2 protein-coding genes (1 of these 2 cut by a window edge) are annotated in these 15,995 nt (G+C 76.0%); both read right to left on the reverse strand.

Annotated features, from left to right (window positions below; translation table 11 throughout):
* Nucleotides 1-1,227, reverse strand: coding sequence for a hydroxymethylglutaryl-CoA synthase family protein (locus tag OP86_RS07205; RefSeq protein ID WP_030056132.1), 1,227 nt, complete (start codon nucleotides 1,225-1,227; stop codon nucleotides 1-3).
* Nucleotides 1,224-15,995 carry the 3' portion of an SDR family NAD(P)-dependent oxidoreductase gene (locus OP86_RS38675; protein WP_157849681.1) on the reverse strand. 8,421 nt of this gene lie beyond the right edge of the window, so only the last 14,772 of its 23,193 coding nucleotides appear in the window; its start codon lies beyond the right edge, outside the window; its stop codon occupies nucleotides 1,224-1,226. Before OP86_RS38675 ends, OP86_RS07205 begins: the two co-directional genes overlap by 4 nt.

Genomic DNA, 15,995 nt, shown 5'->3' on the forward strand with positions numbered 1-15,995 from the left:
TCAGTTGATCCATTCGTAGGTCCGCCGGTAGTCGCGGACGCCCGTCAGCGCGAGCAGCGGGCGCCCGGCCGCGGCGGCGCGCGCGAGGCCGAGGTGGCCTTCGACGTCGATGTCCTTGTCCTTCTGCGGGACGAGGCAGCTCCGTGCGGCGGGCAGCAGGGCCAGGTACTGGTCGAAGTCGAGGTCGACGCGGGCGTCGAGCTGATCGCCGATCCGCAGCTCGGCGAGCCGGGCAGCGGAGCGGGGGCCGATCAGCCCGCTGAAGAACTCGGAGGCGCAGCCCGAGCCGTAGGAGAAGATCCCCACCCGCGCCTCTCGGGCGGGCCGGGCCGTGTCGACGAGGCTCGCCAGCGCCGCGTACACCGAGCCCGAGAAGAGGTTCCCGATCAGGCCCGGGTAGCGGAGCGAGGCCTCGACCCGGCGGGCGAAGTCGGCCTCGATCGCGGCGGTGCTCGCGCGGGCCTGGTCGCGCATCAGGGCGCGGTGGGCGGCCTTCGCCATGCCCGCGAAGGGCGTGTGCCAGACGAGGTGGTCGAAGGTCGTCTCCAGGTCGGCGCCGGCGACCCGGTTGCGGTAGTCGGCGAAGCTCGCGGTCGCGCAGCTCAGGTAGGCGACCAGCGACTGGTCGACGTCGACCAGGTCGCGGTCGGGGTGCGGGCGGGCCGAGTCGAGGGTCTCGAAGCTGTGCAGGCCGTAGGCCCCCGGGTCGACGGCGAGCACGCCGCCGTCCGGGCCGACCAGCATCGCCACCGCGCCGCTGCCGGTCGCCGGCTCGGCGTACGCGCCCTCCGCACCGACCACCGCCACGTCGGTGGCGATGACCAGGGCCCGGGCCTCCGGGTCCGCCCGGGCGGCCAGGTGACCGATCGCCAGGTGCAGGGCGGCGGTCGCGCCGTAGCACGCCTGCTTCACCTCGAGCATCCGGCAGGAGGCCGGCAGGCCCAGCGCCCGGTGGACGTGGCTGGCAACGGACTTGCTGTGGTCGAGGCCCGACTCGGTGGCGGTGATGAGCAGTTCGATCCGGTCGGTGCCGGTGCGGTCGAGGATCGGCCGGGCCGCGTTGGCGGCATTGGTCACCGGGTCCTCGAACGGGAGCGCCACCGAGCGGGCGTCCATCATCACGTTGCCGAACCGTTCGGTGTCCAGGCCGCGGCCGTCGAAGATCGCCTTGGCCCGGATCGCGGCGACACCGCCGTAGACGTTGAGCCATTCGATGCCGTGGGTCATGAGCGCGGTCCTTCCTGGGCTCCGCTGAGGAACCGGGTGAGCAGGGCGTTGACCACGTCGGGGTGGGTCACGCAGGGGAAGTGGCCGGCGTCGGGGAGCTCCGCGTACTCGGCGTCCTCGATCAGCGCGTGCAGCAGGTGCGCGGTCTTCAGCGGGATCACGGTGTCCCGGCGCCCCTGGACGACCAGCGTCGGCGATTTGATACCGCCGAGCCGGTCCCGCAGGTCGGGCTCGGCCGCGAAGAAGTCGAGGTAGCGCAGGCCGATGCGGGGGTCCATGCTCTCGCAGCTCAGCAGGAGGCGGGTGAACTCCGCCCGCTCCTCGGCCGTGCAGGGGACACCGGCAAGGTCCTCGGCGACGACCTGGGCGAGCTGGTTGATCTCACCCTTGCGGTTGGCGTACTTGTACGAGCCGCAGACGATCGTCAGCGAGGCGGTGTCGCCCGGGTGGGAGAGCGCGAAGTGCTGCGCCAGGATGCCGCCGACGGAGGCGCCCACCACATGGACGGGGAACGGGACCCCGAGGGTGTCGAGGACGTCGTGGTGCATCCGCGCGATGCCGGGGAGGGTCACGTCGTCCGCCGCGGTGGTCGCGCCGACTCCCGGGTGGTGGATCGCCAACACCCGGTGGCCGGAAGCCAGTTCGGCAAACTGCGCGGCGAAGAAGCCGGCCCCGATGTTGAACGGCGGCATGAAGACCACCGGAGGGCCGTCGGTGCCGGCCACGAAGACCTCGACCTGGCCGGAGCCCCACGCAACGAGCTCCCGCCGCACCCCGGGCACCCGGGCCCGTAGCACCGACCAGCTGTCGTCGGGGTCGGTGTCGTCCATGGCGTCCCGCAGGTCCTCGGGGACGGCCTCCGCCGGGTGGTAGACCGCCCGGGACGGGTCCGCCAGGTGAGCGACCCCGAGCAGTTCACGCGGAGCGGCCTGCCGGTAGGCGGCGACGATGGCGTCGGCCGCGGCCCGGACCTCGGCGGCCGGCATGCCGACCGGCACCGCGAGCCGCACGCAGCGCGCCAGGGCGGTGTGCGGACCGTGCAGGTGCGGCCCGCCGCGGACCCCGGTGTGCTCGAACAGCCAGGCCAGGAAGGCCGGAACGGCCAGTTCGAGGCCGGCGAAGGGCGGCATGGCGCCCACGTCCAGCAGCACGCAGTGCGCGCCCTCGGCGCCGGCCACCGGCAGGCCGCCGGCGGTGAGCCGGGCCCGCAGGTCGGCGACCGCCTCGACCCGGGCGCGCACCGCGGCGGCGACCCGGTCGAGGTCGCCGAGGGCCGCGGTCAGCGCGGTGCGCCGAAGCAGCCCCACCTCGGTACCGCGAGCGGCGGCGAGCTCGGCGAGGTGCCGGGCCAGCTCGTCGTCGGAGGTCAGGACGAGCCCGCCGCCGTCGACGCCGAAGTCCTTGGACAGGCTGACCGTGACGGCGTCCGCGAGCTCCAGCTGCTCGCGCACGTCCTGCCACGGGTCCGCTCCGCCACGCGCCGCGGTCACCGAGACGATCCGGGTGGCGTCGAGCACCAGCCTCACGCCGTGCGCCCGGGTGATGTCCCGGACGGCGCGCAGCTCCGCGAGCGACAGGGCGGCGCCGCCCGCCGCGTTGGCGCCCTGCTCCAGGCAGACGAAGGCGGCCGGGCCCTCGGCCAGCGCCCGCTCGACCGCCTGGGGCAGGTCGCCGGTGAGCGGCACGGGCCGGAACCCGCAGTCCGCGAGGTTGAACAGCCAGGTCGGGAAGAGTCCGTTGTGCGGCACCCGGCCCCGTCCGGGCCAGGCCCGGCACAGCAGCGCCTCGGCGGTCCGCCCGGAGGAGGTGAGCACGCCGGTGGTCAGGCCCGACCAGGCCGGCGGCAGCACGCCCGCCGGGGCGGTGGCGAGGTCGGCCATCCGGTCGCGGACGAAGGCCGTGTCCAGCTCGGCCCACGAGTCGGTCAGCAGGTCCACCGGGACGTCCCGGTGCTCCAGGGCGACCGGGTTGTAGCCGTGGCGGGCCAGCAGCTCCCGCCGTCCGGCGTCCCCGGCCGAGGCCGGCACCGGGCGTTCGGGCCGGGCGGCCGGCGTCACCCGGCTCGCGGGTGCCGGAGTGCGCGCGGGTACCGGAGTGCGCGCGGGTACCGGGGCGGCCGCGGGCTCGCGGCCCGGCTCCGGTTCGCCGTCCTGGTTGGCGATCATCAGGATGACGTCGGCGACGCTCGTCGCGTGGGCACCGGCCGGGGCCACCAGGTAGATCGGCTCGTCGGACGGGCGGAACTTGGTCTTGAACTGGTAGTTCCCCTTGCCGAAGAGCCCGCTCTCGTAGAGCTCGGCGAGCGCGCGCTCGGCCACCGGCGAGGCGTTCGGGGACTCCGTCACGGCCACGCCGAAGCTGGCCCCGAAGCTGAAGGCCGCCTCGCCCTCGGCCCTGAGCTGCTTGAGGATCTCGACGATCGCGAACTCCAGGCCCCCGCGCGGCATCTCCGGCGGATAGAACTCCACGTCCAGCAGGTGGCCGCCGGACGGGACCGCCGTGACGACGATCGCGTTGACGACCGCGCCGTCCAGCTCGGTGAGGAACAGCCGGTGGCCCTCGGCGAGGTGCCCGGACCGGAGCTCCTCGCGGACGGTGGCGACGTAGGCGTTGACCATCTGCTTGCCGCCCGCCCACAGGTCGACCAGCTCGGCGATCCGGCGGTCGGTCTGCGGGTCGGTCCCGCTGCGGTACTCGCGGGTGCGGCAGTCGCCGGCCTTCTCGAACCGGCGAACCAGCCCGCGCAGCCGGCTCATCCGGCCGCCCTGGACGGTGAAGGAAGCGAGGTCGGTGAGGCGCTGGACGACACCGAACGGGGTGGCCGTGCAGGGTTCGCCGGCCAGTGTGGTCAGCCGCTCCATCGAGAGCAGGTTCGGCCGCAGCCCGTGCGCGAGCGCGTCCCGGGCGAAGTCGTCGGCGAGGCCGGCGTACGCGTCGTCGGGGCCGACGTAGCTCCAGGCCAGCAGATCGCCGCCGTGCCGGGCGACGTTGAGGTAGGCATCCCGGGCGGGGTCGAGGTAGGCCCAGGGGGCGATGTCCCGTCCGGCCAGGCCGGTCTCCTGGCCGTGCCGCGCCCGGAGCCGCGCGAGCAGCTCCGCGGTGGCGGCGTCGACGGTCCGCTTGTGCACCAGCGGCATCCCGTCCGGGACCTCCCGCCCGTGACCGGGACGGCCGGCCAGGGCCGCCACGACGGCACCGGTACCGAATCGGTCGGCCAGGTGCCCGGTGAGCTCGGCCACGGTCGGCTGGTCGAACATGACGGCCTTCGACAGAGCGCCGAGCGCGCCCTCCAGCGTGCTGACGACCGCGAGCATGTCGAACGAGGTCAGACCGTTGTCGGTGAAGCTGAGCGTCGGGTCGAGCGGGCGCTCGGTGACCCGGGTGACGAGACCGGCGACCAGCTCCGCCAGATCCGGCTCCGCGTCCTGAACCGGCGTCGGCTCGGCGGCGGGCGCCGCTGGCGTGCCGACGAAGCCCGCGACGTGGGCGGCGAGCCGGCCGATCGAGCCGTGGTCGTAGAGGTCCGCGGCCGCGATCTCCACCCCGCACGCGGCCGAGAGGCCGCGCGCCAACTCCATCCGGAAGATCGAGTCGAGGCCCAGCGCGTCGAACTCCTCGTCCTCCCCGACCGCCGACTCCGGCATGCCGAGGATTCCCGCCACCAGCCGACGGACGACCGCGATCGGCGCCTGCGCTCCGGCCGGCGCGGCGGACGGCGTGTCAGGGGCGGCCGGCGTCCCGTGCCCGACCGGCACCGCCGGCGCGGCGGGATCGGCCGACGTCGGCTCCGCGGGGGCGGCCGGCGTCGGCTCCGCGGGCGCACCCGGCGTGCTGAGCAGCACCTTGCCGTCGGCGTTCCGGACCGGTCCGCCGACCGGTCCGCCGACCGGGGCAGGAGCGGCCGCCGGCCGCGGCGGCGCCACGTACCAGTGCGGCGTCGCGGCGTGCGGGAAGGACGGCAGCGGCACCCGCAGCGGCTGCGGCTGCGGCACCGGCCAGGCCGCCTCCGCCCCGTCGAGCCAGGCGCGGGCCGCTGCGGGAGCAGGCCGCTCCCCGGCCGCCGCCCGGTCGAGGGCATCGGCCAGCTCGCCGAGCGTGGTGCCGGTGACGGCCAGTCGGACCGGGAACGCGTCCCGGCCGCTCTGCAGCGTCCAGGCGACCGAGGCCGGCGACAGCGCCGGCTCGCGCCTGAGGTGCTCCGCCAAGCGGGCGGCGTACCCGGACAGCGCCTCCTCGGAGGGTGCGGACAGCGGCAGCACCCGGGCGACGGCCGCCTCCTCCGGGCCGTTCCCGGCCGACTGCGGCTGCTCCAGGACGACGTGCGCGTTGGTACCGCCGAAGCCGAAGGAGCTCACCCCGGCCCGGCGGACCGGGCGACCCCGGTCGTCCGGGACGGCGGCCCACTCGCGCCGGCCGCGCACCAGGTCGAAGGGCGTGCCCTCGGTACGGATGTACGGATTGGGCTCGGTGAGGTGCGGGTTGGCCGGTAGCTCGCCGTGCCGCATCGAGAGGACGACCTTCACGATGCCGGCGAGTCCGGCGGCGGCCTCCAGGTGCCCGATGTTGGTCTTGACCGAGCCGAGCGCCACCCGGGCCCGGTCACCCGCCTCCAGCCGGGCGAACGCCTGCTTGAGGCCCTCGAACTCGACCGGGTCGCCGAGCGCCGTTCCGGTGCCGTGCGCCTCGACGTAGGAGATGGTGTCGGCCGCGACGCCCGCGTCGTGGACGGCGGAGACCACCACGTCGGCCTGGGCGGCCGGGTTGGGCGCGGTCAGCGAGGCCGACCGGCCGCCGTGGCCCACCGCGGTGCCCTTGATCACCGCGTGCACGTGGTCGCCGTCGGCCAGCGCCGCGGCGTGGGGCTTCAGCAGGAGGGCGACCGCGCCCTCGCCGCGGGCGTAGCCCTCGGCCGAGCGGTCGAAGGTGCGGCAGCGGTCGCCGAGCATTCCGGACTCGCCGAACGAGGCGAACAGGGCGGGGCTCAGCGTCACGTTGACCGCGCCGGCGACGGCCAGTTCGCACTCGCCGTCGCGCAGCGCCCGCACCGCGCGGTGCACGGCGACCAGCCCACTGGAGCAGGCCGTGTCCACGGACTCGCTGGGGCCGCGCAGGTCCATCAGGTGCGACACCCGGTTCGCGAGCACCGCGTGCGAGGTCCCGGTGGCGGTGTGCGCCTCCACCGCGACTCCGTGCACGGTGAGCAGTTCTTCGTAGTCCCGGGTGGAGACCCCGGCGAACAGGCCGGTCCTGCTGCCGCGCAGCGCCGACGGCCGGTAGCCGGCGTCGTCGACGGCCTGCCGGACCACCCGGAGGAAGAGCCGCTGCTGCGGGTCCATCAGAGCCGCCTCGCGCGGCGAGATGCCGAACAGCGCGCAGTCGAACTCGGCGACGCCGTCGACGAAGCCCGCCTCGATGTCCCGGGTCCGCGGGTCGGCCAGCAGGTCCGCCCGGTCGGCCGGCACCGGCCGGACCAGGTCGGCACCGGCCCGCAGGTGCTGCCAGAAGGCGGCGAGGTCGGGCGAGCCGGGCAGGATGCCGGCCATCCCGATGACGGCCACGTCACGGCTCCCGGCCGCTTCCCCGTCGGTGTCCTGCCCGTCCGCGGTGTCCCCGTCGGGCGTCTCCTCCGCGGCCGTGACCACGGCGGCGAGGCCGAGGCCGTCCAGGTACGCCCCGAACGCGGCCAGGGTCGGGTGCTCGAACAGCACGGTCGGCAGCAGGTCCAGCCCGTAGGCGTCGTTGACCTTGTTGATCAGTGCGGTGAGGGTGATCGAGTCGAAGCCGAGGTCGAGCAGCTGGGCCCGCATGTCGACGTCCTCGCACTCGACCAGCAGGAAGTCCGCGGCCAGCGTCCGCAGCAGGGCCTCCGGCGCCTGCGCCGCCGGCCGTACGGCGGCGGGGGCACGCTGCGCACCGGCCTTCGCACCGCCCTGCGCCGCGGCCTCGGCACCGACCGGGGTGTCGGCCGCCGGCCGGGCCAGCACGGCCAGGCGCGGCTCGCCGGCCGCGAGGACGGTGTCCAGCGCGGCGAGCCCCTCCGCGGTCTCCAGCGGCCGCATGCCGTGCCGCTTCCGGAACAGTTCCTCGGTGGCGGCGTCGACGGTCAGCCCGCCGTCCCGCCACAGCGGCCAGCCGACCGAGACCGTGACCCCCGCCCGCTGCTCGGCGAACTCGCCGAGGAAGGCGTTGGCGAAGGCGTAGTCGAGCTGTCCCGCGTTGCCGGTCTCGCCGGCCAGCGAGGAGAACAGGAGGAGGAAGTCGAGCGGGCGGCCCTCGACCGCGCGGGCCAGGTTGAGCACGCCGTCGATCTTCGGGGCGAGCACCGCCTCGATGTCCGCGCGGGTCTTGGCGACCGCGCGGGCGTCCCGGGTGACGGCCGCCGCGTGGACCACGCCGCGCAGCCCGCCCAGCGAGCCGACCAGCGCCGCGACGGCGACGGGGTCGGTGACGTCCAGTCGCTCGTGGCGGATGCGCGGGCCGAGCTCGCCCGGGGCCGCCGAGCGGCCGGCGACGACCACCTCGCCGGCGCCGTGGCCGACCAGGTGCTCCGCGACCAGCAGGCCGAGCGAGCCGGTGCCGCCGACCACCAGGTAGGTGCCGTCGGCACGGACCGGCAGGTCCGCCGACCGCGCCGGGCGGACCTCCGTGAGGACGCGGCGCAGGCGCTGCCCGTCCCGGTGGGCGACCTCGACGTCCGTGCCGTCGAGGAGCTCCGTGACGACGGCGTCGACCGGATCGCCCGCCCGGTCGAGGACGAGCCGGGTGGCGCTGAACCCCGAGTGCTCCGCCATCAGGGTCTTCAGGGCCGCGGTCAGCGCCCCGTACGCGGGGGCGTCCAGGCCCGCGGGCTCGGCGAACACCAGCCGGATCCGGGCCGCCGGTTCGGTGCGCAGCACGGGCAGCACCAGCCGGAGGACCTCGAACAGTCCGGCGTCCAGCTGCTCCTCCACGTCCGCGGCGGCCCGGGCCCAGATCACGACGGCGTCCGGGCGCTCGGCGCCGGGCTCGCCCTCCCGGACCACGGTCGCCCCGCGCGCGGCGAGCGCGTCGGCGAGGCCGCGGGGTGCCCGGGCACCGGCGAGCAGGACGGTCTGCGGCCGCCGGCCCTCGGTGCCGATCGGGCCGGGCTCCCAACTGGGCCGCAGGTAGCTCAGCCCGTCCTCGGCGGCGGGGGCGGCGGCGGGGGCGGCGGCCCGCACCTCGTCCTCGGCGAGCCACAGGCGCCGCTTGACGGGCGGGGCGGCCGGGAACACCGCGGGGCGCGGCCGGACCTGCCACCGAGTCCGCCAGTCGACCCGGCGGCCGCGCACCCAGGCTGCGGCCAGCTCGGCCGGCGGCACGACAGCGGCGCTCAGCGGGGCCGAGCGGTCCGGCGTGGCCACCGCGTGGTGCAGGCCCGGGGTGCGGTCGCCGCGGACGAAGGCGCGCAGCGCCGCCGCCAGCTCCTGCGGGTCGCCGGCGGTCACCGCGAGCCGGTGCGGGTACTCGCGGCGCCCGAGCTGGCCCCACCAGGCGAGCGCGGGCAGCGAGGCCTCGCGGCCGCCGAGGAAGTCGGCGAGCAGTTCGGCGTGCGCGGTCAGCCGGTCGTGGCTGAGCGCGGAGAGCACGAACAGGTGCTCGGTGGCGTGACCGTCCCGGGTGCCGGGCAGCACGGGCGCCTCCTCCAGGACGACGTGGGCGTTGGCGCCGCCGGCGCCGAAGGAGCTGACGCCCGCCCGGCGCGGGGCGGCCGGTACCCGGCGCCAGGGCGTTCGGGTGAGCACCGGGGCGAACGGCGACCCGGCGAAGTCGATCTTGGGGTTGACCGAGGAGAGGTGGATCGACGGCGCGATCTCCCCGTGCCTCAGTTGGAGGAGCACCTTCGTCAGTCCGGCGATCCCCGCGGCCCCCTCCAGGTGCCCGATGTTCGCCTTGACCGAGCCGATCACGCAGCTGCCGGGCTCGGCACCGGCGAACGCGCGGTTCAGCGCGGCGACCTCGATCGGGTCGCCGAGGCTGGTGCCGGTGCCGTGCGCCTCCAGGTAGGAGACGCCGTCCAGGCCGTGCCAGGCCTCGGCGATCAGCTCGGCCTGCGCGTTGGGGTTCGGCACGGTGTACCCGGCGGTTCGGCCGCCGGCGTTCACCGCGCTGCTCTTGACGACGGCCCAGATGTCGTCGCCGTCGGCCAGCGCGCGGGCGAGCGGCTTGAGCAGGACGGCGCCCACGCCCTCGCCGGGCGCGAAGCCGTCGGCGGCGGCGTCGAACACCTTGCTCGCGCCGTCCGCCGCGAGCATGTTGAGCGCGCTCAGCGAGACCAGGTGCGAGGGGTGCAGGACGAGGTTGACCCCGCCCGCGATCGCGGTGGCGCACTCGCCCCGGCGCAGGCTCTCGCAGGCCAGGTGCAGCGCGGTCAGCGAGGACGAGCAGGCGGAGTCGACGGCCAGGCTCGGCCCGCGGAAGTCGAAGACGTGCGAGACGCGGTTGGCCACCGACCAGTAGGAGGAGTTGGCACCCGCCAGCCGACCCGCCGCCCACTGCGCGGCACCCAGCTGCCCGTACGTGCCGTACATCAGGCCGACGAAGACACCGGTGCGCTGTTCGTGGGTGAACTCGCCGAGCCGGCCGGTCTGTTCGAGCAACACCTGGACGGTCTCCAGGAACAGCCGCTCCTGCGGGTCGATCAGCGCGGCCTCGCTCGGCAGGATGCCGAAGAACTCGGCGTCGAACCCGGCGACGTCGTCCAGGAACCCGCCCCAGCGGCCCCGGCTGCGCTGCTCGGCGCCGGGCGCGGGGTCGTAGTGCGGGCGCCAGTCCCAGCGGCCGGCCGGCACCTCGGTGACGGAGTCGACGCCGGCCGCGAGGTTCGCCCAGAAGCGGTCCAGGTCGGGGGCTCCCGGGTAGCGGCCCGCCACGCCGATGATCGCGATGTCGCCCGGGCCGGGCTCGGCGGGCCGGTCCTGCGCCACGGCCGCGCGGGTGTCCTCCCCGGCGGCCGGGGTGGGCGCGCTGAAGCGGGCGGCATGGGCCGGCGCGAGCCGGACGGCCAGCGCCTCGATGGTCTGGTGCTCGAACAGCAGGGTCGCGGGCAGCGGGCCGAGATCGCGCTCCAGGCGGTCGACGATCGTCATGCTGACCAGGGAGTCGACGCCGAGCACCTCGAAGGTGGCCCGGTGGTCGAGCGCCTCGGGGCGGTAGCGGAGCACCTCGGCGAACACCCCGGCGACGTAGTCCTGCACGTCCGCGAGGTTGGCGGTGGCGGTCGTGCGGCGCCCGGTCACATCGGCGCCGTGCCCGGTGCGCCCGGCCGGGGCGGCGAGCCGCCCGGCCAGCACGACCTGGCCGAGATCCTCGTCGCCGAGGGTCAGCAGGTCCGTGAAGCCCGCCCGGGCGAGCCGGTCGTGCCACATGGCCGGGCTGAGCAGCGGGCCGCCCGGAAGCCGCTCGTCCTCGAACCGCCACCAGCCGGGGGTGAGGCCGAAGGTGAAGGTGGCGAAGTCCGAGCCGCGGGTCACCTCGTTGACCAGGACGGACCCGCCGGGGGCGAGCAGCGCGCGGACATGGGCGAGGGTCCGGCCGAGGTCAGCGGTGGCGTGCAGCACGTTGGTCGCCAGCACCAGGTCGAACTCGCCCTCGGGAAGGCCCTGTTCGGCGGGCGAGCGCTCGATGTCGAGCCGCGCGTACGTGTGCGCGGGGCCGAAGGCGTCCGCACCGTGCCGGAGGAAGGCCGGCGACAGGTCGGTGTACGTGAGGGTGTAGGGGACGGTCAGCGCGGCGAGCACCGGGGCGGTGCCCGAGCCCGTGCCGGCGCCGACCTCCAGGATGCGCACCGGCGCACCGGTACGGCGGTGGACCGCCTCGGCCCGCGCGGCCGCATCGGCGGCCAGCAGCCCCAGGCAGTGGTCGGTGACCGGCTGACCCTGGTAGACCGCCTCCACCAGCGCGAGCGAGCCGCGCGGGAAGAGCACCTCGGTCGGGTCCTGCCGTCCGGTCAGAACCCGCGGCAGCGCCTCGGCACACCGCCGGAGCAGCCGCTCGTGCGGGGCGAGGTCCGGGAAGCCGGCCAGCGAGGGCTCGGCCTCGCCGCGCGAGGCCGACTCCGCGTCACACACCGTCTGCAGCAGGCCTTGCAGCCGGCCCGGGACACCGAGCCGCTCGGCCAGGCCGCAGGACTCACCCGCGAAGCCCGGCATGCCGCGCAGCACGTCCCCGGCCAGCTTCCGGGCGAGGGCGTCGAGGACGGCGAAGCCCGCGTCCGCGGCCCGCAGGTCGGCGCCGGTGCCGATCCCGAAGTGGGCCAGGCCCGCGGCGGAGGCCTTGACCACCAGGGTCTGGGCGCGCCCGGCCGCGAGGATCCGGGCCACCGCGGTCGTCCCCTCGGCCGGCTCGATGGAGCCGACCCCGGCGGCCGCGAGGCGGTCGCGGTGCTCATGGCCGGCGACGATGCCGGTACTGCCCCAGTAGCCCCAGTTGACGACCGTCGCCGGGATGCCGTGGACGGTGCGCAGCCAGTGCGCGTAGCTGTCCTCGAAGGTGCTGGCGGCGGCGTAGTTGGCCTGGCCGGCGGCGTCCAGGAAGGAGATCGCCGAGGAGAAGAACACCAGCAGGTCCAGCGGGCGGTCGGCGAGCACCCGGCCGAGCACGGCGCAGCCCTGGGCCTTGGGCGCGAGGGCCGCGGTCAGCGCGTCCTCGGTGAGGTTGGCGAAGGTGCTGTCGTCGAGGTGGATCGCGGAATGGAAGGCGCCGTTGATCTCCCCGTAGGCGGCCCGGACCTCGGCGACGGCCCGGCGCATCGCGGCCTCGTCGGTGACGTCCGCCGTCAGGTACATCGCGTCGCCGCCGAGCCGGCGGACCCGCTCGATCTGCTCCGCGAGGCCGTCGGGGTCGGCGGTACGGCCGATCCAGGCGAGCTTGGCACCCCAGTCCCGGGCGAGCCGGCGGCTGAGCGCCTGGCCGATCCCACCGGTGCCGCCCACGATCAGGTAGACGCCGTCCTGGCGGAACACCGCCGGGTCGAGCTGCGGCAGCCGCACCGGCTCCAGCGCCCGGACGTACCGACGGCCGCCGCGCACCGCGACGAGCGGGGCGGTCTCGGCCGGCACGAGGGCGAGGTCGGCGAGGTCCGTGGGCGCCACGTCGACGCAGCTGACCGTCCAGCGCGGGTTCTCCGCGGCAACGGCGCGGGTCAGGCCGAGGACGGCGGCGCAGTGCGGCACCACCCGGTCGTCGGGGCCGGTCGCGCCGGCGGTGACGACCCGCAGGGTCAGTTCGCGCCGCCGGGACAGGCTCTTCACCACACGGAACAGCTGGATCGCCGTCCGGTCCTCCTCGGGCGGCCGGGTCTCGTCGGCCGGTACGGCCAGCACGTAGACGGTGTCGTAGCCGTCCAGGGCTCCCGGCGCGGCCAGCGGCAGCGCGACCGCGCCATCGCCGTGCGCCCGCACCAGGTGCTCGGCCGCCCGCTCGGTACCGGCGGGGTACAACACGGCGGCCGGGCCGGCGGCCGCGACCCCGCCGGGGCCGGCCTCGCGCCACACCGGGCCGAAGACCAGGCCGGACAGCGGGTCGTGGAACCGGCGGACGGCCAGCCCCCCGGCGCGGGCGAGGACCGTTCCCCGGGCGTCCGTCAGCGTGATGGTGAAGGTGGTGTCACCGGTCCGGCGCACGTGCGCGTGGGCCGGTCGCCGATCGGTGTCGAGCAGGTCGAAGGTGTCGAGCGCGAACGGCAGGAACGCGCCCTCCTCATCGCGCATCAGTGCGGCCACGGTCTGCAGCGCCCCGTCGAGCAGCTGCGCGCTCGGCCAGGCGGCCTCCGCCAGGTCGCCGACGGCCTCGTCCACGCCGCAGTGCACCGCCGTCAGCACCCGGTAGCCGGGCCCGTACTGAAGTCCGGCCGCCGCGAAGCGCGCGTACAGCTCAGCGCCGGGCACCGTCACGGTGCGGCGGGCCAGGGCGGCGGCGAGGTCGGTCGCGGGCTGCACGGCCACCGGGCCGGCGTACGCGCCGCGGGCGTATGCGGTCGTCCCGTCGGTGAGGGCGAAGGCGTCGCCGTCGACCGCCAGGCGGACGCTCCGCCGCTCGGCCGCTTCCAGCGGGCTCAGCCAGCGCAGACCGGACAGCCTGGTCCCCGGGCGCTGGGCGGCGGCCCAGACGAGGGTGGCGGCGGCGGGCAGCAGCGGCGTGCCCTCCAGCCGGTGGTCGGCGACGAGCCGGTCGGACGGGGCCAGTTCGAAGCGGCTCGGATCGGTGGGCGGTTCGGGGTTCGGCTCCGCCTGGTGCTCGATCTGCTGCCCGGTGTGCTGCTCCGCGGGCCAGTAACGGTCGCGCGTGAACGGGTAGCCGGGCAGCGGGACCCTGCGGGCCCCCTGCGGGAGGACGGCCCGCCAGTCGACGTCCTCGCCCCGCAGGTACGCCTCGGCCACCGGGCCGATGGCGGTGGCGCCGGCGGCCAGGGCGGCACGCAGGCCGGACAGGTCGCGGGCGCCGAACACGGCGCGCACCGGCAGGTGTCGGCGTCCGGTCGCCAGGGTGAAGGCGACGTCGGCGAGCGCCGGGGCGTCCGGGGCGGCCAGCGCGACCGCCAAGTCGGAGACCCGGCGGGTGAGCGCGGCCTCGCTGGTCGCCGACAGCGGCACCAGCACCTCCGCGGGCGCCGGCGCGGTCGCGGCCGGGCGGGCCGGCGGCTCGGCGACGACCAGGTGGCAGTTGGTGCCGCTGAAGCCGAAGCTGCTGACGGCACCGATCCGGCGGCCGGCGGGGCCGGCCGGCCAGTCCGTGGATTCGGTCACCATGAAGAACGGGCTCCCGGTCAGGTCGATGTCGGTGTTGAGGGAGGTGAACCCGGGCGTGGGTGCGAGCCGGCGGTGCTTCAGCGAGAGGACGAGCTTGACCAGAGCGGCGACGCCGGCGGCCGTGGTGGTGTGTCCGATGTTCGCCTTGACCGAGCCGAGGCCGCAGCGGCCCGGCGCGTCGCCGAAGGCCTCCTTCAGCGCCTTGACCTCGATCGGGTCGCCGAGCGGCGTGGCGGTGCCGTGCGCCTCGACGTAGCCGATCTCCTCCGGCCGGACCCCGGCCCGCCGGTGCACCCGGGTGATCAGCTCGGCCTGCGAGCGGGCGCTCGGGGCGGTGATCCCGTTGGTCTTGCCGTCACCGTTGGTTCCGCTGCCGAGCAGCACGGCGTGCACGTGGTCGCCGTCCGCCAGGGCCCGGTCGAGCCGCTTCAGCACCACCGCGCCCACGGCCTCGCCGAGCACGATGCCGTCGGCCGCCGCGTCGAACGGCAGCGACCGGCCGGACGGCGAGAGCATGCCCACCTTGCTGCTGCGGATGTGCAGTTGGGGGGTGACCATGAGCGCGACCCCGCCCGCGACCGCCATGTCGCAGTCCCCGTTGCGGATGGCCGAGGCGGCCAGGTGCACCGCGACCAGCGAGGAGGAGCAGGCGGTGTCCACGGCGACGGCCGGCCCGCGCAGGTCGAGGAAGTAGCCGATCCGCGCGGCGAGGATCGACGGCGAGTCGCCGAGGAAGGCGTAGCCGCTGTCCTCCTCGTCCGGGCCGAGCAGGCGGCTGTACTCCCCGGCGCTGGCGCCGACGAACACCCCGCAGCTGCCCCGGTCGGCGCCCTCGCCGGCGTACCCGGCGTCCTCCAGAGCCTTCCAGGACTCCTCCAGGAACAGGCGTTGCTGTGGGTCCATCGCCACCGCCTCCAGCGGCGAGATGTGGAAGAAGCCGGCGTCGAACGCGTCGATGCCGGTCAGCGCCGCCGCGGCCGCGGTGTAGGTGCGGCCCTTGGCGGTCCGGTCCGGGTCGAGCACCGCCGAGGCGTCCCAGCGGTCCGCCGGCATGTCGCGGATCTCGCTCCGACCGGCGATGAGGTTCGACCAGAACGCGTCCACGTCGTCGGCGCCGGGGAAGCGGCCGGCCATGCCGATGATCGCGATCGCGTCGGCACGGGCGGGATCGGCCGCCGGGGCCGGGGCCGGTACCGGGGCGGGGACCGGGGCCGTCGGCAGCTCCGCGAGCCGCAGCTTCAGCGGCGCGGGGTCCTGCGGCGACACCGCTGCGGGGGCGGGCTCGGGGGCCTGGGCGGGTGCCCGGAGGACCAGCGGCGCCACCTGCTCGTGGGCGGCCGATCCGGCGGGCGTGACCGGCACGGGCGCGACCGGCGCGACCGGCTCCGCGACCGCGGCGCGGGCCCGCTCGACGGACCGGTCCAGCAGGGACCTGGCGTGCGCGGCGAGGGCGGGGATGGTCGGGTGGTCGTACGTGGCCACCGAGTCGAGCGAGAGGCCGAACTCCGCGTTCAGCGCCCGGACCAGCTCGACCGCGACGATCGAGTCGGCGCCCATCTCGTGGAAGGTCAGCGTCCGGTCGAGCTCGCCCGGCTCCAGGTAGAGCTGCGCGCAGAGCGACCGCGCGATGACGGCCTCGATGTCCGCGTCCGCCTCGGCGGCGGCCACCGGCACCTCGGGAACCGGAGCGGCGGCCGGGACCGGGACGGGCAGCGGGGCCGCAGCCGGGGCCGGCGTCGGCGCGGGGGCCGCGACCGGCTCCGGGCGCCCGAAGCGCTCCCGGACCACGCTCAGCGACTCCGCCCCCAGCACCCTGCCGTGAAGCTCCTGCTCCCGCTCGACGGCCTGCTCCACCGCCGTGCGGATGCGGCCGGCCAGCTCCTCCTTGAGGGCACGGACGGCGTGCGGCGGCAGGTCGGCCATGCTGCGGGCGAGGTCGAGCGCGACACCGAGCACCTGGTCGCGGGGGCGGAACTGGAGCGCGGCCCCGCGGCGCTCCAG

The organism is Streptomyces novaecaesareae (genome assembly GCF_000716875.1).
Taxonomy (GTDB): Bacteria; Actinomycetota; Actinomycetes; order Streptomycetales; family Streptomycetaceae; genus Kitasatospora; species Kitasatospora novaecaesareae.